Annotated in this window: 16 protein-coding genes; 8 read left to right on the forward strand and 8 right to left on the reverse strand. The window is 65.7% G+C overall.

Annotation, left to right across the window (positions count from 1 at the left end):
• The first annotated feature begins 2 nt into the window (after positions 1-2).
• Together lspA and HT136_RS10445 are read left to right on the forward strand one after the other, a co-directional pair.
• Positions 3-512 (forward strand): signal peptidase II, encoded by a 510-nt coding sequence (gene lspA, locus HT136_RS10440; protein ID WP_214199842.1) that lies wholly within the window; start codon positions 3-5, stop codon positions 510-512.
• A gap of 4 nt (positions 513-516) precedes the next feature.
• Positions 517-933 (forward strand): DUF3035 domain-containing protein, encoded by a 417-nt coding sequence (locus HT136_RS10445; protein ID WP_214199704.1) that lies wholly within the window; start codon positions 517-519, stop codon positions 931-933.
• Between the two features lie 189 nt (positions 934-1,122).
• On the opposite strand, the gene HT136_RS10450 is transcribed toward HT136_RS10445, so the two are convergent.
• Positions 1,123-1,545, reverse strand: a complete 423-nt coding sequence (locus tag HT136_RS10450) for a VOC family protein (RefSeq protein ID WP_214199705.1) — start codon at positions 1,543-1,545, stop codon at positions 1,123-1,125.
• 297 nt (positions 1,546-1,842) lie between these two features.
• Positions 1,843-3,177 (reverse strand): hemolysin family protein, encoded by a 1,335-nt coding sequence (locus HT136_RS10455; protein WP_214199706.1) that lies wholly within the window; start codon positions 3,175-3,177, stop codon positions 1,843-1,845.
• A 193-nt stretch (positions 3,178-3,370) separates the two neighbouring features.
• On the opposite strand from HT136_RS10455, the gene HT136_RS10460 reads away from it, so the two are divergent.
• Entirely contained in the window at positions 3,371-4,045 is a 675-nt protein-coding gene (locus tag HT136_RS10460) for a YiaD family glycine zipper/OmpA-like lipoprotein (RefSeq protein WP_214199707.1), read from the forward strand.
• A gap of 421 nt (positions 4,046-4,466) precedes the next feature.
• Positions 4,467-5,009: a hypothetical protein gene (locus HT136_RS10465; protein WP_214199708.1), complete on the forward strand. Its 543-nt coding sequence runs from the start codon at positions 4,467-4,469 to the stop codon at positions 5,007-5,009.
• On the opposite strand, the gene HT136_RS10470 is transcribed toward HT136_RS10465, so the two are convergent.
• Positions 4,997-5,791: a 3'(2'),5'-bisphosphate nucleotidase CysQ gene (locus HT136_RS10470; protein ID WP_214199709.1), complete on the reverse strand. Its 795-nt coding sequence runs from the start codon at positions 5,789-5,791 to the stop codon at positions 4,997-4,999. The two genes, HT136_RS10465 and HT136_RS10470, sit on opposite strands and share 13 nt — an antisense overlap.
• Positions 5,792-6,007: 216 nt before the next feature.
• Here HT136_RS10470 and sucC point away from each other — a divergent pair, with 216 nt between their 5' ends.
• From sucC to HT136_RS10490, 4 genes are all read left to right on the forward strand, one after another.
• A complete protein-coding gene (gene sucC / locus HT136_RS10475) occupies positions 6,008-7,204 on the forward strand; it encodes an ADP-forming succinate--CoA ligase subunit beta (RefSeq protein WP_214199710.1) in 1,197 nt (398 codons plus the stop codon).
• Positions 7,205-7,448: 244 nt separating this feature from the next.
• Complete coding sequence (locus HT136_RS10480) at positions 7,449-8,195, forward strand: electron transfer flavoprotein subunit beta/FixA family protein (RefSeq protein WP_214199711.1); 747 nt, start codon at positions 7,449-7,451, stop codon at positions 8,193-8,195.
• A gap of 38 nt (positions 8,196-8,233) precedes the next feature.
• The gene (locus HT136_RS10485; protein ID WP_214199712.1) at positions 8,234-9,163 is read left to right on the forward strand and encodes an electron transfer flavoprotein subunit alpha/FixB family protein; all 930 of its coding nucleotides are present in this window, start codon (positions 8,234-8,236) and stop codon (positions 9,161-9,163) included.
• A 169-nt stretch (positions 9,164-9,332) separates the two neighbouring features.
• Positions 9,333-10,256 carry an energy transducer TonB family protein gene (locus tag HT136_RS10490; protein ID WP_214199713.1) on the forward strand — a complete coding sequence of 308 codons (924 nt, stop codon included), beginning with the start codon at positions 9,333-9,335 and terminating at the stop codon, positions 10,254-10,256.
• A gap of 6 nt (positions 10,257-10,262) precedes the next feature.
• Here HT136_RS10490 and HT136_RS10495 read toward each other — a convergent pair whose 3' ends face one another.
• The 5 genes from HT136_RS10495 to sciP form a co-directional block, all read right to left on the reverse strand.
• Positions 10,263-10,814: a GNAT family N-acetyltransferase gene (locus tag HT136_RS10495; protein ID WP_214199714.1), complete on the reverse strand. Its 552-nt coding sequence runs from the start codon at positions 10,812-10,814 to the stop codon at positions 10,263-10,265.
• The gene (locus tag HT136_RS10500; RefSeq protein WP_214199715.1) at positions 10,811-12,043 is read right to left on the reverse strand and encodes a DUF445 domain-containing protein; all 1,233 of its coding nucleotides are present in this window, start codon (positions 12,041-12,043) and stop codon (positions 10,811-10,813) included. Before HT136_RS10500 ends, HT136_RS10495 begins: the two co-directional genes overlap by 4 nt.
• A gap of 90 nt (positions 12,044-12,133) precedes the next feature.
• Positions 12,134-15,574 carry an efflux RND transporter permease subunit gene (locus HT136_RS10505; protein ID WP_214199716.1) on the reverse strand — a complete coding sequence of 1,147 codons (3,441 nt, stop codon included), beginning with the start codon at positions 15,572-15,574 and terminating at the stop codon, positions 12,134-12,136.
• An 18-nt stretch (positions 15,575-15,592) separates the two neighbouring features.
• On the reverse strand, positions 15,593-16,807 hold the full coding sequence (locus HT136_RS10510) for an efflux RND transporter periplasmic adaptor subunit (RefSeq protein WP_214199717.1): 1,215 nt from the start codon (positions 16,805-16,807) through the stop codon (positions 15,593-15,595).
• Positions 16,808-17,121: 314 nt separating this feature from the next.
• Positions 17,122-17,421 (reverse strand): CtrA inhibitor SciP, encoded by a 300-nt coding sequence (gene sciP, locus HT136_RS10515; RefSeq protein WP_214199718.1) that lies wholly within the window; start codon positions 17,419-17,421, stop codon positions 17,122-17,124.
• Positions 17,422-17,640: the final 219 nt, after the last annotated feature.

The following is a 17,640-nucleotide window of genomic DNA, read 5'->3' on the forward strand; positions in this document are numbered from 1 at the left end:
TGATGCGCAAACGGCTGCTCGGCCTGCTGGTCGCGGCGCTCGTCTTCGTCCTCGACCAGGGCGTGAAGGCCTGGGTGACCGGCCCGCTCGGGCTTGACCGGATCGGTGACGTCAAGGAAATCGTGCCGATCTTCGCGCTACGCTTCACGCAGAACTTCGGCGTCTCGCTCGGCTTGTTCACGGCGGGTTCGCTCGAAGGGCGCTGGGCGCTGGTGGCCATGACCGGGGCGATCGCGCTGTTCGTCTTCGTGTGGCTGCTGCGCGAACGCAAGCTGCCCGAAATCGCCGCGCTCGGCTGTGTGCTGGGCGGCGCGATCGGCAATATCCGCGACCGCTTCAGCTTCGGCTATGTCATCGATTACGCGGACCTTCATTTCGGCGACTGGCGGCCTTTCCTGGTTTTCAACATCGCCGATGCCGCAATCACCCTGGGTGTCCTGATTATCCTTGCCCGTTCGCTGCTTTCGCGCGACAAGCCCGAAACCCCAGCAAGCCCCGCTCCGGAGAGTTGATTTGATGTTCGTAAAGAAAACCGGTGCCCTGATCCTGGCCACGAGCGGCGCGTTCCTGCTGTCGGCTTGCGGCAGCACCGGCCTGCTCAACCACAATAGCCCCGACGAATTCGCCGTGCAGCGCCAGTCGCCGCTGGTGGTTCCGCCCGATTTCGCGCTTCAGCCGCCCAAGCAGGGCGAGCCCCGCCCGTCCGACGGCGCACTCCAGCAGCAGACGCTCGACGCGCTGTTCGGTGGTCCGCAGGCTCGCAGCGACGTCGAGAAGGCCGCAATCGCGATGGCCGGCCCGTCCGAGCCGGGCATCCGCTCGACCGTCGGCGATCCGCAGACCTACACCGTCGCCAAGGGCCAGGTAACCCGCTCGATCCTGTCCGCCCCCGAAGGCGACGGACGCGACGCGCAGATTGCGGTCGGCGGCTAAGCCAACCTGACCGCAATGCGAAAAGGGCCGGGAGAACGTCGCAAGGCGTTCTCCCGGCCCTTTTTCGTGGCGTGATGTCCAAGCGGCTAGAGCCTATTCCAGTCAGGCGGAATCACCTGACGGTACAGAAAATGCGTCGAAACAACAAGCTAGTTCGGTCGATCTGATGCAATCTGATCGTAAACCGCTCTAGAGTGCGAACCGAACCTGCCCGTCAGGCGTAATCGTCCAGGCCGGATTCCAGGCGATCTCCCAGGCGTGCCCGTCGGGATCGGCGATATAGCCCCGATAGCCGCCATGTGGCGGCGCATCGGCCGCGCGGACGATCCGGCCTCCGGCGCGCTCGAGCCGGGCCATCAGCGGCTCGACATCGTTCATCGCCGCGACATTGTGCGCCATCGCAAAGGCCCCGGGCGACACCAGGTTCGCGCCGCCCAGGTCTTCCTCCAGCGAGGCCTTGAGCCAGGTCCCGAATACCAGCCCGTTCATCTGGTAGAAGACGATCTCGGGATTGGTGAAGACCGGTGCCCAGCCGAACCCCTCCTGGTAGAAGCGCGAGGATCTTGCGAGGTCCGAAACCCCGAGCGTCACGACCGAAATCTGCTGCTGCACGCCCATGCCTTTCACAGGTGGCCGCGCGGTACGCCTACGCCCCGGGGGAATCGCACGGCCTTCTGGTGGAACGGACGGAAAGATAAGCCGTGGTCCTTGAGAGAGCAATGCAGGGGAGAAGCGAAATCGAAGGACCCGAATTGATGCAAGGGGTTATCACCCCTTGACCCCAGTACCGTCGACGTCGCGCCCCTCCTCGCGCATTGCGCGCGCGCCGGGAGCCAGGCCATTCGGAGAGCCCGAGGGCGATGGCCCTCGGAAACCTGCTTCTGGAACTTTGCCGAAAAGACGAAGGCCTCAGCCCTCGCCGGAGACCCCGTCCCCGCCGTCGTCCTCGCGTTCACGCTGGACGAGAATCTTGTCGATCTTGAGGCCGTCCATGTCGATGACCTCGAAACGCCAGCCCTGCTCGGAGAAATGCTCACCCTCGCGCGGGACCTTCTTGAGCACGGCGAGGACGTAGCCCGCCGCCGTCGCGAATTCGCGGTCGTCGGGAAGGGTTACGTCGAGGCGGTCGGCCAGCGCGTCGGCGGGCATCGCGCCCGAAACCAGCATCGAGCCATCCTCGCGGTCGATCACCATCGGTTCGTCACCTTCGTCCTGGTGACTGACGAAATTGCCCGCAAGCGCCTCGAGGACGTCGGTCGGCGTGACAAGGCCTTCGAGGTGGCCGTATTCGTCGTGCACGAAGGCCATCGCCACTTCGGCGGTCTGCAGCTTGCGCAGCGCGTCCATTGCGTCGAGCTGGTCGGGGATGACCTCGGCCTTCTTCATCATCGCGGCGATGGCGACCTCCTCGCCCGCGACCATCGCGGCAAGCACCTCGCGCACGCGCAGGACGCCGATGATGTTGTCGCGCGTCTCGCTCTCGGCCACCGGCAGCAGCGAATGCGGCGAACCGGCGATCTTGGCGCGCAAGTCGGCAAGATCGGCATCGACACCGATCCAGTCCATCTGGTTGCGCGGCGTCATCAGTTCGCGCACCGGACGATCGGCGAGGCGCATCACGCCCGTCATCATCGCGCGCTCCTCCTCCTCGATCACCCCCGAACGGGTCGCCTCGGCGAAAATCATTTGCAGTTCCTCCGAGGTCAGGCGCTCCTGATCGCCCCCACGGATCGAGAACAGGCGCAGGAACAGCCCCGAGGACCGATCGAGCAACCACACGAAGGGCGCCATGATCCGCGCCATCCAGGCCATCGGCAGCGCCATGATCAGGGCAACCGGCTCGGCCGCACGCAGCGCCAGTTGCTTGGGCACGAGTTCGCCCACGACGAGGCTGCCGTACGTCGTGCCGATGATCACCAGCGCGAAACCGAAATGGTCGGCGTAGCGCGCAGGCAGGCCCAGCAGCGCCAGGCGCTCGCCCACCGGACCGCCCAGGCTCGCGCCCGAATAGGCGCCCGCAACAATGCCGATCAGGGTGATGCCGATCTGCACGGTGCTGAGGAACTTGCCCGGGTCCTGCGCCAACGCGATCGCGGTCAGCGCAGCCTTGCGGCCCTTGTCGGCCGCGACCTGCAGCCGGGACGTGCGCGCCGAGACGATCGCGAGCTCGGACATTGCGAAAAGACCATTGAGCAGGATGAGCCCAATGATGATGAGGAGGTCGGTCCAGGGAAATGGCGTCACAATGAAACCCCGCTAGCAGAGTTCATGCCTTTCGCGAAGCACTTGGTTCGACTGTTTTCACGGCGTCACGGCCACGCGCGTGAACGGGAACGCGCGCGTCATCCATTCGTTGTGGGCAGCACGGACAGTTGGGATTAATGTTCACATCAGCACAGTCCGGCAGAAAGCTTGCGGAGCTAGGAAAGGCATCGAAATGAAGAATACGCGTTTGATCGTCAGTGCTGCGGCAGCACTTTCGCTCGTCGGCCTCTCGGCCTGTGTCACCGATCCCAACACCGGCGAGAAGAAGGTCTCGCGCACCGCCATCGGCGGCGTGGGCGGCGCGGGCCTCGGCTATCTGCTGGGCAGCGTGATCGGCGGCAAGACCGCGCGCATCGTGGGCGCGGGCATCGGCGGTGTCGCGGGCGGCGTGATCGGCTACCAGAAGGACAAGCAGATCAAGGAGCTCAAGGAGCAGACCGCCGGATCGGGGATCGACGTGCGCGAGGAAGGCGACGGCATTCTCGTCAACCTGCCCGACGTGACCTTTGCCGTTGATTCGACGACCATCAGCCCCTCGTTCCAGGCCGCGCTCGACAAAGTCGCGCAGTCGATGGTGCAGTATCCCAACAGCCTCGTCGACGTCTACGGGCACACCGATTCGACCGGATCGGCCGCCTACAACCTCGATCTGTCGAAGCGCCGCGCCGATTCGGTCGCGCGCTACCTGATCAGCCGCGGTGTCTCCTCGGCGCGCCTGCAGACCAAGGGCATGGGCGAGGACTATCCCGTCGCCGACAACACCACCCCCGAGGGTCGTGCGCTCAACCGCCGCGTCGAGATCAAGATCACGCCGGTCTCCACCGACGAGGCGCAGGCGGCGCACTAAGCGCGTCGCGCCCGACATCTTGCTGGCGCGAGCGGTCGCATGACCTCTCGCGCCAAGGCGAAAGAGACAAAAAAAAGGCCGGTCCCGATGGGGCCGGCCGTTTTAGTTCATTTGGGAGAGGATGCCTGAAAGGCCCGTTCGATCTAGGCAATGCGCGCGCCGGGGGCAAATGACGAAACAGCGATATTGATTGCACAATCTGCAACAGATATATTTTTCAGATAGTTACGGATGCGATTCAAATTGCAAGGGACACATCAGAGACCAATCGCGACCCCGCACGGATCGGACAATGCCCCGCCATCGCGCGGCAATTTCACCGCCCTCTAAGAAAATTCCCCGAGGTAATGGGCCGGATTCGTTAGCCCAATCAATCAGCATTCCCGAAATGAAATTCGGGCGATCCTGTCAGGCGAGAGAAATGAACGCTTTCATCCTGGAGGATCCTGTGGAACGAACCGAAGTCGTGCTTATTGATGGTGACATTCACCGCCGTGCGCAAATCGCCCATTCGCTTACGAACATGGCGAGTTATGTGATTCCTCTCGAGCATTACTCGGAACTGACCCAGTGCTGGCCCCGGCGTGCAGTTCTCCTCGTCGAGGATGCCGGCGGCAGCGTCGATTCGCTGTGCCGCCTGCTCAAGCTCCACGCCAAGGACCTGCCCTTCGTCGCGTTCTCCTCCGACGCCAGCCCGATGCGGCGCTCGTCGGCCCTGCTCAAGGGTGCGGGCGCCTACCTTCCCTGGCCCTGCAGCGCGCAGGAATTGAAATCGACGCTGCTCGCCGTGGCCGCGAGCCACGCCGCGAGGCAGAGCGAGACTCCGGCCCAAGCCGCCACCGCCAGCGGCTTCCCCCAGTTGGCCGAGCCCCCCGTTCCGGCCGGGCTCAAGAGCATGGACACGCTCTGGCGTGCAACACCGACACCCGGCGCTCGGCCCAAAGCGCCCAGCTACGCCGAATAGCGTGCCGCCCGCTCGGCAAGCCGCGCCACAGCCTGGCCGTGCATCGCGCTGGCGCAGCACAGCACACCGAAAGCCCGCGGGTCGAGCTTGTTGTAGTTGAGCGGCTTGCCGAAGGCGTCGGTCACCGCAGCCCCCGCCTCGCGCGCGATCAGGGCCGCGGCGGCGATGTCCCATTCGAAACCCCAGCGCAGCGTGGCCAGGAGGTCCGCCTCGTCAGCCGCGACCATCGCCATGCGCAAGGCGATCGAGTTGGGCTGGTCGATACGTACGAGATCCGCGTCCTCGGGCGCCAGCTTGGGCGCGGGCACGCGCGCACCGGCGAGATCGCCGCGCGTGCTCGCCACCAGCACCTCGCCGTTGCGCATGGCACCCCGACCCAGTTCGGCCTTCCAGAATTCCCCACCCTCTCCCCGTCGACGCGAGGGGGCGAAGAGATAGCCGAACAGCGGCCGGTGGCGGTTCACCAGCGCCACCGAGACGGCCCACCCCTGGCGACCGGCGATGAAGTCGCGCGTCCCGTCGATCGGATCGACCAGCCAGACGAGGTCTTGCGTGCAGCGCGCGCCGCTGTCGGCGGTCTCCTCGCTGAGCCAGCCCGCCGAGGGCAGGAGCGCGCGCAATTCGCGCTTGAGGTACTCGTCGACCGCCAGGTCGGCCGCGCTCACCGGGCTGCCCGGATCCTTTTCCCAATGCTCGAGACGATGGCCGTCGCCTGGCCAGGCGGCCAGCGCGATACGTCCGGCTTCGCGCACGATCGATTCCAGTCGCGCCCGGTCGATCACGGCTCGAACCCCATTCGCACCGGCTTATTGATATTGCATCTCATTACCTCAAATCTCGCTCGCGATTTGCCGACAAAGTCGTCCAGATGTCGATTTCACAGGTCATGCAGAGCCTCTCAGGCCTTTTCAAGCGCGCAGGGATATGCTTAGGCGGCGTGGCAAAAATCACCACTCGCGCCCTCCCTCGAGGAAACTCCAGCAGAAAGCGACTGTCCGATGAACATTCACGAATATCAGGCCAAGGAACTGCTCGCGAAGTACGGCGTGGGCATCCCCGCCGGTATCGCCGCACTGACCGTTGAAGAGGCTGTTGCCGCTGCCAAGCAGCTCCCGGGACCGCTTTACGTCGTGAAGGCGCAGATCCACGCAGGCGGCCGCGGCAAGGGCAAGTTCAAGGAGCTCGGCCCCGACGCGAAGGGCGGCGTGCGCCTCGCCAAGTCGATCGAGGAAGTCGAAGCCTTCGCCAAGGAAATGCTCGGCAACACGCTCGTCACCATCCAGACCGGCGATGCGGGCAAGCAGGTCAACCGCCTCTACGTCACCGACGGCGTCGACATCGCCAAGGAATACTACTTCTCGATGCTCGTCGACCGCGCCTCGGGCCGCGTCGCGATGATCGCCTCGACCGAAGGCGGCATGGACATCGAGGAAGTCGCCCACTCGACTCCCGAAAAGATCACCACCATCACCATCGATCCGGCGGAAGGCTTCCAGCCCCACCACGGCCGTGCGGTGGCCTTCGGCCTCAAGCTGACCGGTGACCTCAACAAGCAGGCGCAGAAGATCGCCAAGCAGATCTACGAGGCCTTCATGGACCTCGACTGCGACATGCTCGAGATCAACCCGCTGGTCGAAAGCAAGGACGGCCAGCTGCTCGTCCTCGACACCAAGATGAGCTTCGATTCGAACGCCCTCTACCGTCACCCCGACGTCTTCGCGCTGCGCGACGAGACCGAGGAAGACCCGGCCGAGATCGAGGCTTCGAAGTACGACCTCGCCTACATCAAGCTCGATGGCGACATCGGCTGCATGGTGAACGGCGCGGGCCTTGCCATGGCGACCATGGACATCATCAAGCTCAACGGCTCGTTCCCCGCCAACTTCCTCGACGTGGGCGGCGGCGCCACCACCGAGAAGGTGACCGCGGCGTTCAAGATCATTCTCAAGGACCCCAACGTGAAGGGCATCCTCGTGAACATCTTCGGCGGCATCATGAAGTGCGACGTGATCGCCGAGGGCATCGTCGCGGCGGCCAAGGAAGTGAACCTGGGCGTGCCGCTCGTCGTTCGCCTCGAAGGCACCAACGTCCAGCAGGGCAAGGACATCCTGGCCAACTCCGGCCTGCCGATCGTCCCCGCCAACGACCTGGGCGATGCCGCCAAGAAGATCGTCGCGGAAGTCGCCGCGGCCTGATCGGCGCGCTGCGCATCACCAGACGAACGGGCGGCGGGGGGTTCACTCCCGCCGCCTTTCGTTTGCGCACCGGCCGTCTGGACACGCGTCGCCCGCACGTGCAGGTCTGCTAAAGCCTGTCTTGTCGCCAAGGAACAATTGCGGGGGTTGACGTCTTGCACGTTCAACGCGATGGCTGGCCCCGCGCAATTTAATCGCACGGCTAAATTCAAACCGTGCCGAACGTTTGAGAGGACATATTCTCATGAAAATCCTCGTCCCCGTGAAGCGGGTGATTGATTACAACGTCAAGCCGCGGGTCAAGGCCGATGGCACCGGCGTCGACCTCGCCAACGTCAAGATGAGCATGAACCCGTTCGACGAGATCGCGGTCGAAGAAGCCCTGCGCCTCAAGGAAGCGGGCTCGGCCGAGGAAGTCATCGCGGTGTCGGTCGGACCGGCCAAGGCCGCCGAAACGCTGCGCACCGCGCTGGCGATGGGCGCAGACCGCGCAATCCTGGTCGAAACCGACGAGACCGTCGAGCCGCTCGCCGTCGCCAAGATCCTGAAGGCCATCATGGCTGAGGAGAACCCGGGCCTCGTCGTGCTCGGCAAGCAGGCGATCGACGACGACAGCAACCAGACCGGCCAGATGCTCGCCGCACTGACCGGCCGTCCGCAGGGCACCTTTGCCTCGAAGGTCGTTGTCGAGGGCGAGGCCGTCGCGGTCACCCGCGAGGTCGACGGCGGTCTTGAAACCGTGAAGCTCACGCTCCCCGCCATCGTCACCACCGACCTTCGCCTCAACGAGCCGCGCTACGCTTCGCTGCCCAACATCATGAAGGCGAAGAAGAAGCCGCTCGATACCAAGACGCCCGCCGACTACGGCGTCGACATCGCCCCGCGCCTCAAGACCCTCAAGGTCGCCGAGCCGCCGATGCGCAGCGCTGGCATCAAGGTGCCCGACGTCGACACGCTCGTCGCCAAGCTCAAGGAAATGGGCGTCGCCTGAGCGCAAGCTCAGGGGATATCCGGGAAAAGGATTCTGACATGAAGACGCTTGTTTGGGTCGAACACGACAACGCCGTCGTCAAGGACGCCACGCTCCACACCGTCACCGCCGCGGCCAAGCTCGGTGAAGTCCACCTCCTCGTCGCGGGCGCCGGTTGCGCGGCCGTGGCCGAGGCCGCCGCGAAGATCGCGGGCGTGGCCAAGGTCCACCTTGCCGACGACGCCGCCTATGGCCACGCACTCGCCGAGAACGTCGCACCGCTCATCGTCGATCTGATGGGCCACCACGACGCCTTCCTCGCGCCGGCCACCACCACCGGCAAGAACCTCGCGCCGCGCGTTGCCGCGCTGCTCGACGTGATGCAGGTCTCCGACATCCTCTCGGTCGAAGGCGAGAAGACCTTCACCCGCCCGATCTATGCGGGCAACGCGATCGCGACGGTCGAGAGCACCGATGCCAAGCTGGTGATCACCGTTCGCACCACCGCCTTCGAGAAGGCCGCTTGCGAAGGCGGCTCGGCCGCGGTCGAAGCCATTTCGGGTGGCGGCGATGCGGGTCTCTCGAGCTTCGTGGGCGCCGAGATCGCGACTTCGGAACGCCCCGAGCTGACCAGCGCGAAGATCATCGTGTCCGGTGGCCGCGCGCTCAAGGACGCGGAGACCTTCGAGGCGACCATCCTGCCGCTGGCCGACAAGCTCGGTGCGGCCGTCGGCGCCTCGCGCGCCGCCGTGGACGCGGGCTACGTCCCCAACGACTACCAGGTCGGCCAGACCGGCAAGATCGTGGCCCCCGAAGTCTACATCGCCATCGGCATCTCGGGCGCGATCCAGCACCTGGCCGGCATGAAGGACTCCAAGACCATCATCGCCATCAACAAAGACGAGGACGCGCCGATCTTCCAGGTCGCCGACATCGGTCTCGTCGCCGACCTCTATAACGCGGTGCCCGAGCTGACCGGCAAGCTCTGAGGCTTCGCGCCACGATTTTAAAGAAGGGCCTTGGCGGGCGCGTCCCGCCAGGGCCCTTTTTTATGCCGCTGCGACCGACGGATTGTGCCGTGCGACAAGACACTTGTCTCAATCAAATGCGGGTGTAACCTTGCCCTCACTCGCGCAGCCGAGGCGACAGGGGCACGACATGACGACGAAGATGACGCTGGCGGGCACATGCCTCGCCCTTGCAGGCCTTCTCCAGGCCGGAGCCGTCCATGCTCGGGACAAAGTCTACAACCTCCAGCCCTCCTCGCCCTGGAACGTCGACTGGGCCAACAATTACTGCGTTCTCCAGCGCATGTTCGGCGAAGGTGACGAGGGCGTGCTCCTGCGCGTCATGGCCTTCGTGCCTGGCGCAAACTACCAGATCCAGCTGACCGGAGAATTGGCCGACTTGCGCGAACCAAAGCGTGCGATCTCGGTCGCCTTCGCCCCTTTTCCGGAATATGAAGCGAACGCGATGGGCGCCAGCGTCAAGAACGCAACAACCACCTACCCATCGCTCGTGTTCAGCACGCAGATTGCCCGTGACGCCGCGCAACTCGCGGCAATGGCGCATGATGCGAACGCACGTGCCAGTGACGATGCACCGGCAAAGCCGTTCGTTCGTCCGCTGGCCGACGAAGTCCACTCGCTCGACGTCGACCTCAAGTTGCGCGAACTCGTGTTCCAGACCGGCAGCCTCGCCAAGCCGCTCGCCGCGCTGACGCAGTGCGCGGACAACCTGCTCGCGAAATGGGGGGTCGATCCCGAGCTGCAGCGCCAGGTCGTGACCCGGCCGCGCATGGCCGGAACCTCGGCGCTCGTGCGCAAACTCAAGGCCGACTTCATGAGCGATCTCGGCAAACAAGGGGCCCAGGGACGGGTCAACGTGGTCGTCACGCTCGACGCCAAGGGCACGCCGCTCAGTTGCCGCGTCCCGATTTCGCAGAACGACCAGCGCCTTGACGAAATGGTCTGCGAGCGCATGATGAAGCTGCAGTTCGAGCCCGCGCGCCGGGCCGACGGAAGCGGCGTAGCCAGCTACTTCACGACGACGACGCTCTTCACCCAGAGACGGCAGGGCTGACGCGGGTCACCCCGGCAGGCGCTCGTAGAGGTTGAGCGCGACCGTTTCCTCTCCCTCCGGCTCCTGCCGATCATAGAGCGCGAAGCCGAACCCGGCCGCGACACCCATCGAGGCCGCGTTGCCATCCTCGATCATGCAGACGATGCGCTGCGGTCCATGCACCGCGTCGAACCAGGCGAGCAACGCCCCCACGATCTCTCGCGCGACGCCCTGGCCCCACCAGTCCTGGCGCACGATCCAGCCCGCCTCGGGCACGTCGTCCATGCCCTTGCCGAAGCCCCGGAACGAATGAAACACGCCGCAGGTCGCGACGATCGTCCCCTGCCCGCGCGGGCGCGCGGCCAGGATCCCATATCCATAGAGCGCCCAGCTACCCGCGTTGCGCAAGAGCCGGTCGAACTGCGACTTGGCCTCGTTTGTGGCAGGGCCGAGGAAGCGCGTCATCTCAGGATGCTCGAGCAGCCGGCACAAGTCGGGCAGGTCGCTCGCGCGCGGCTGCCACAGTTCGAACCGCTCGGTGACGAGCAAGGGTTCACGAACCTCGAGGAGAGGTGTCACAAGAGGTTCTCCACGGTGTGGATGGCCAACCCGAACAGTCCCCCGACGAGCGTGCCATTGATGCGAATGAACTGAAGGTCGCGCCCCACCGCCCCCTCGATACGATCCGACACGGTCTTGGCGTCCCAGCGCTTGACCGTCTCGGAGACCAGCCGGACGATCTCGCTGCCATAGCGTGCGCTCACGCCCACCAACGTGCGCCGCGCGAAGCGGTTGACCATCATCTGGAGCCGCAGGTCCTCGCTCAGCGCCTCGCCCAGTTGCGCAAGGCCCTGCCCGAGACTCTGTCCCAAGGCCCCGGAGAGCGCCTTATCGGGGTTGCGCATGGCCTCGAGCAGCGCGGTTCGCGCACGCTCCCACATGGCGTCGAGCCATCCGCCGAGCGCCGGATTGGCAAGCAGTTCGGACTTGAGCCGCGCGATCCGGGCCTGCATCTCGGGATCGCCGCGCAAATCGCGCACGAAGCCCGTCAGCGCCTCGTCGACCTTGCCGCGCAAGGGATGGTCGGGCTGGACGATGATCTCGGCAAGCAGGCGGTAGGCGCCGTCGAGCACGCCGTTGGCGAGCCGCTCGTCGAGCCCGGTCCAGCGCAGGATGGCGTTGGCGCGGGTGTGGATCATCTCGCGGATCATCGGCTCGTTGCTCTCGATGACCTCGCCGATCTTGCGCAGCAGCGCCTCGAGCACGGGCAGGTGGCGCTTGTCGGCAATCGCGTTCTCGAGCATCTGCGCGAGCAGCGGCGCCGCGTCGATCTTCTCGAGCTGCCCCTTGAGGCCTTGCTTGACCATGCCGCCCATCTGCTCGGGGTCGAGCGATTCGAGCACGTCGGCGAGAAGATTGGCCGCGCCCGCACGCACGCGCGACTGCTCCTCGCGGCGCGGATCGCCCAGGAAGCCACCCAGACTGGTCGCGAAGTTGAAACCGTGGAGCCGGCGCGCCACGACCTGGGGCGTCAGGAAATTCTCGCGCAGGAAGCGCGCCATCGAATCGGCTATGCGGTCCTTGTTGACCGGGATGATCGCGGTGTGCGGGATCGGCAGGCCGAGCGGACGGCGAAACAGCGCGGTGACCGCGAACCAGTCGGCCAGCCCGCCCACCATCGCCGCCTCGGTGAAGGCGATGCCGTAGCCGAGCGGCGTTCCCCAGGCCGGAAACAACGCGTCGAGACGGTGGAGCACCACGAAGACCAGCGCCATCGCCAGCAGCAGCCCGGTGGCGATCGTGCGCATGCGCCGCGCCCGGTCGGGACCCGGCGCCGCGGCACGCTGCGGGGAAATCGACGTCAACCTTTCCTCGTGCGGCAACCTGCCCGCCTTCCCTTATTCGGCGGGAAGCGCCCCGCCCTCGACCGAACGGCCCCGTGCCTCCTCGGCGTGATGCGGCTCGAACGTCAGCAGCGTCGTGCGCAGCTTGGGCCCGATCCGCTTCTCGAAACCATCGGCAAGGCTAAAGGCTGCGGGCACAATTACCAGTGTCAGCAGCGTGGAGAGAACGAGACCGCCGATCACCACCAGGCCCATCGGCGCGCGAAACGCGCCGTCGCCCGAGACCGAGAGCGCGGTGGGCACCATGCCGGCGGTCATCGCGACGGTGGTCATCACGATCGGCTGCGCGCGCTTGTGCCCGGCATCGATAATGGCGGTGACCTTGTCGACGCCGCGGTGCATCTCCTCGATGGCGAAGTCGATCAGGAGGATCGAGTTCTTGGCGACGATGCCCAGCAGCATGAGAATGCCGATGAACACCGGCATCGAGACCGGATCGCCCTTGATCGCCAGCGCCAGGAGGCCGCCAAGCGGGGCAAGCAGCAGCGAGGCCATGTTCACCAGCGGCGAGACGAAGCGCTTGTAGAGCAGCACCAGCACGGCGAAGACGAGGAAGATCCCGCTGATCACCGCGATGATGAAGTTGGTGACCATCTCGGCCTGCCACTGGTCCTCGCCGACCGGCGCGTTCGAGACGCCCATCGGCAGGTTCTTCATGATCGGCAGCTTCTGGATCTGCTCCATGATCGTGCCCTTGACCTGGCCGGGGCCGAGGTCGGCACCGACGAAGACCCGGCGCGACTGGTTGTAGCGCGCGATCTGGGTGGGGCCCGCGCCGAAGCGGATTTCGGCGACCCGCTTGAGCGGCACCGAACCACCCGAACTGGTCGTCACGGGCAGGTTCTCGATCGTCGAGAAATCGCGGCGCGAATTGCGTCCGAGCACGACCCGGATCGGCACCTGGCGGTCCGAAAGCGAGAACTTGGCCGCATTCTGGTCGATCTCGCCGAGCGTCGCGATACGGATCGTCTGGCTGAGCGCGGCGGTGGTCACGCCAAGCTGCGCGGCAAGGTCGAGACGCGGCACGATGACGAGTTCGGGGCGCTGCAGGTCGGCCGCGATGCGCGGGGCGACGACGCCCGGGATCGTGCGCATCTGGTTCGCCAGCGTCTGCGCGGTCTGGTTGAGCAGTTCGGAATCGCTGCCCGAGAGCATGACCGAGATGTCGCGCCCACTGCCGAAGCCCCCCGTCTGCGAGGCAAAGGAGACGCGCGCGTCGGGAATCGCCTGAAGCTGGGGTGCGAGCCGGCGCTCGAACTCGATGCTGGTCGCCTTGCGCTCGTCGGCGGGCTTGAGCGTGATGTAGAGCGTTCCCAGGGCTTCGCGCGAGGCGGCCATGACCAGCGAGACTTCCGGTTGCGCCTCGATGATGCGGGTCACCTCATCGGCCACGGCCTCGGTCTGCTCGATGGTGGTGCCGGGCACCATCTCGATGTTGACGCGGCTCGTGTCGCTGTTGCTGGCGGGCTGGAATTGCTGCGGCAAGCCGATCAGCAGCGCGAAAGTGACCACCAGCGCATAGACCCCCACCAGGAAGGCGTAGAAGCGATGGTCGCGCGTGCGCGCCCGGAACCGGTCGCTCCAGTAGCGGTACCAGTCGCCAAAAGTCCCCGTCAACCCCCATACCGCGCGGAAGATCGCGCCGACCACGAAGATCGCGAGCGGCACCGCGAAGGGCGCGATCAGTGCGGGCACGACCACCTGCACGCTGTCGCTCATGCCCAGAGCAGCAAGGCCCGCCGCAAGCAGCTTGAAGACGGCCACCGCCACGCCGATCCCGATCGCGACCACCACCAGGATGAGCGCGATCGCGGGTACCGACCACCATCCTCCGCGCGTCGGGCGCACCAGCTCGGCCTTGAGGCGGTGCGCCACGCGGCTGTCGAGCGTCCAGGCGAGCAGCCGCACGTAAAGGTCCATGGCGCGCCCGCCGCCGTGTTCGGCATGGCCGTGCGACTTGAGGAAATAGGCCGCAACCATCGGCGTGATCATGCGCGCGACGGCAAGACTGATCAGCACCGCGACCACCACCGTCAACCCGAAGGCCTTGAAGAACTGGCCCGAAATGCCGGGCATCATGCCGACCGGGAAGAACACCGCGACGATCGAGAAGGTGGTGGCGACGACCGCCAGGCCGATCTCATCGGCGGCATCGATCGAGGCCTGGTAGGCGCTCTTGCCCATGCGCATGTGGCGCACGATGTTCTCGATCTCCACGATCGCGTCGTCGACCAGCACCCCCGCTACCAGGCTCAGCGCAAGCAGCGAGAGGAAGTTGAGCGTGAAGCCCATGAGATCCATGAACCAGAAGGTCGGGATCGCCGAGAGCGGGATCGCGATGGCCGCGATGAAGGTCGCGCGCCAGTCGCGCAGGAACAGATAGACGATCACGATCGCCAGCACCGCGCCCTCGACCAGCATCTCCATCGAGCTGGTGTACTGCTCGCGGGTGTAGTCGACTTGCGAGAAGAGCCGGGTGAAATGGATCGAGGGGTTGTCCTTGCGGATCGCATCGAGCTTCTTCATCGCCGCATCGTAGACCGCGACGTCCGAGGCCCCGATCGCGCGCGCGAAACTGAAGGTCACGACCTCGCGGCCGTGCAGCTTGGCCATGCGGGTGCGCTCGGAATAGCCGTCGTAGACCTTGGCGACGTCGGAAAGCTTGATCTGGCGCCCGTTGCCCAGGTTGATGCGGGTCTGCGAGAGATCATAGGCGGTGTCGGCGTTGCCCAGCACGCGTACCGACTGGCGCGATCCCGCGATTTCCGCCGATCCGCCGGCCGCATCGGTGTTGACCTGGCGCAGCACGGTGTTGATGTCGCGCGCGGTCGCGCCAAGCGCGATCATGCGGTCGGGATCGACGACGACGCGAATCTCGCGATCGACGCCGCCATTGCGCTCGACCGAGGCGAGGCCTTCCACCGAAAGCAGGTTCTTCGAGATGGTGTCGTCGATGAACCAGCTGAGCTGCTCGATCGTCATGTCGTCGGCGTGGACCGCAAAGACCGCCAGCGTGCTGTCGCCGCCCGCCTCGACCTTGGTGATCTGCGGCTCGAGGATGCCCTCGGGCAACTGGCCACGCGTCTGGTCGACGGCGTTCTTGACCTGGTTCGTGGCGACGTCGGCGTCGGTGCCGATCGCGAAGCGCACGAAGGTCACCGAACTGCCTTCCGAAGCGGTCGATTCGATCTCCTCGACGCCGTTAATCGAGCGGACCGAGCCTTCCACGATCTGGGTGATCTGCGTCTCGATCTCGGTCGGCGCGGCGCCGGGCTGGCTGATGCGCACCACCACGCCCGGGAAATCGACGTCAGGCATGTTGTTCACGTTCATGCGGTTGAACGAGACCAGGCCGGCGATCATCAAGCCGATGAACAGCACGATCGGGATGATCGGGTTGCGGATCGACCAGGCGGAGATATTGCGGAAATTCATGTCAGTCGCGCGCCCCGCTCACCCGTCGGTTCCGGCCAGCTGCGGCTTGACCTTGTCCTGCGGGTTGAGAAAGCCGCCGGCGCGCAGGACGACGCGTTCGTCGCCCGCCAGCCCCTGGCTGATGACGATGCCGCGCGCGGTGACGATGCCGGTCTTGACCGAGCGCCGCATGACCCGGTCATCCTTGCCCACGACGTAGACGTAGCTGCCCTTGTCGTCGCTCTGGATCGCGGATTCGGGCAGCATCGGGGCCACCAGCGTACCGCTGTTGAGAGTCGCGCTGGCGAAGCCGCCAGGGCGCAAGGCCGGGTCATAGGCCAGCGCGATGCGCGCCGTGCCCTGGCGCGAGGAAGGGTCGATGACAGGCGCGACCTGCCAGACCTCGCCCGAGAAGGCGCGGTCCGATCCCACCGGCGTAACTTCGGCGCGGGCCCCCACTGACACACGCGCCAGATCGTCCTCGCCGAGATTGGCGAGCAGTTCCATCTGGCCGTCCTTGGCAAGACGGAACAGCACGCTCGAGCCGCCGCCGACGACCTGTCCGGGCTCGACGTTGCGTTCGAGCACAAGCCCCGCCGCGGGCGCGACGATGTTGAGGCGCGCGGCCTGGGCCTGGAGCTGGCGCAGCGAGGCGCGCGCGATCTCGACATTGGCGAGTGCGGCGTCGCGCGTCGCGGTCAGGCGGTCGACGTCGGCCTTGGAGATGAAGCCGCGATCGACGAGCTGGAGCGCACGATCGAGGTTGGACTGGGCAAGGCGCGCATCGGCTTGCGCAGCGCGGATCTGCGCGGCCTGGCTCGCCTGTTGCTGGACCTGGACCGAGCGATCGACCACCGCGAGCGTCTGCCCGGCCTTGACCCAGTCGCCCGGCTCGACCAGCACGGCGCGCACTTCGCCGCCCTCGCCGACCGACCCGACGGGCATGCCCCGGCGCGCCGCAAGCGTGCCGGTGGCGGTGATCGTACCTACGACGGTCGAGCGCCCGGGGCGCACCACGGTGACGACCGGAACCTGCTCGGCGGCCGCGTCCGCATCCTCGGCACTCTGGCCCAGGTGCAGGTAAAGCCAGATCGCGACGAGGAGCGCGAAGGCCGCGGCGATGCCGATGCCGATCAGCCGCCACGAGCCCCGCGCCGCCGATGGCTCGAACGCATCGTCGGCATCGTGCGTCACGACCCCGACCTCGCCCGCAGGCTCGGCATGATCCTTGTCCAGTTTACTTGAGTAATTCATCCCGTCACCGCACTGACCGCCAAATTCCGGCACCTGTTGCCGGGCTCCCTGTCGTATCCGCACGCAACGACTACGTATACGCACGGCCCGGATCACGGCCTATAATCCCGATTCATCACATATACGGGGGGAGAACGGGTGGCAACGCGCTCTCGCCTCGGGGGCGACTTGGATCGACCAACGACTTGGGCGGCCTGTCGAAGGTCGGGCGAGCAAAGGACCTGCGGAGAAAACGGTCGCAGGGCAAAGAGAAAGCGGCGGCAGACACGAAGTCTGCCGCCGCTTTCGGATCAACGGGGAATGCCGTGAGGCGATCAGTACTTCTGCTGACGCTCGTAGAGGTCGCGGTAATGCTGAATCCGCGTCACGCGCAGCCCCTGCATGCCCGAACGATCGACCGCCCGCTGCCAGGAGGCAAATTCCTCCAGCGTGAGCTGGTAACGCTCGCAAACTTCGTCGATGGTCAGCAGCCCGCCATTCACGGCCGCCACGACCTCCGCCTTGCGGCGCACGACCCAGCGCGTGGTATTGGGCGGCGGCAAAGACTCCAGGGTCAGTGGCTCGCCAAGAGGCCCGATTACCTGCGCGGGTCGGATTTTCTGGTTTTCGATCATCTTAGCCCTCGCCCGCCGGTTTTGCTGGAGCCGACGGTGCGTCCTTATTGGCCTGCCCCGACTTGCCATTGCTTGAAGCAGTACGGTTAACGGAGATTAGGGATTCACGGTAAGGATTTACCGCCATGCTTTTGACCGCTCGCGCTAACCAGGAAGAGTCTGGAATATTAGTATCTTGCAGATTTTTAATCGGCCCGCACGACGGACAAAGTCCACCCC

Origin of the sequence: Novosphingobium profundi (assembly GCF_018491765.1) — a bacterium.
In the GTDB taxonomy this organism is placed as follows: Bacteria; Pseudomonadota; Alphaproteobacteria; order Sphingomonadales; family Sphingomonadaceae; genus Novosphingobium; species Novosphingobium profundi.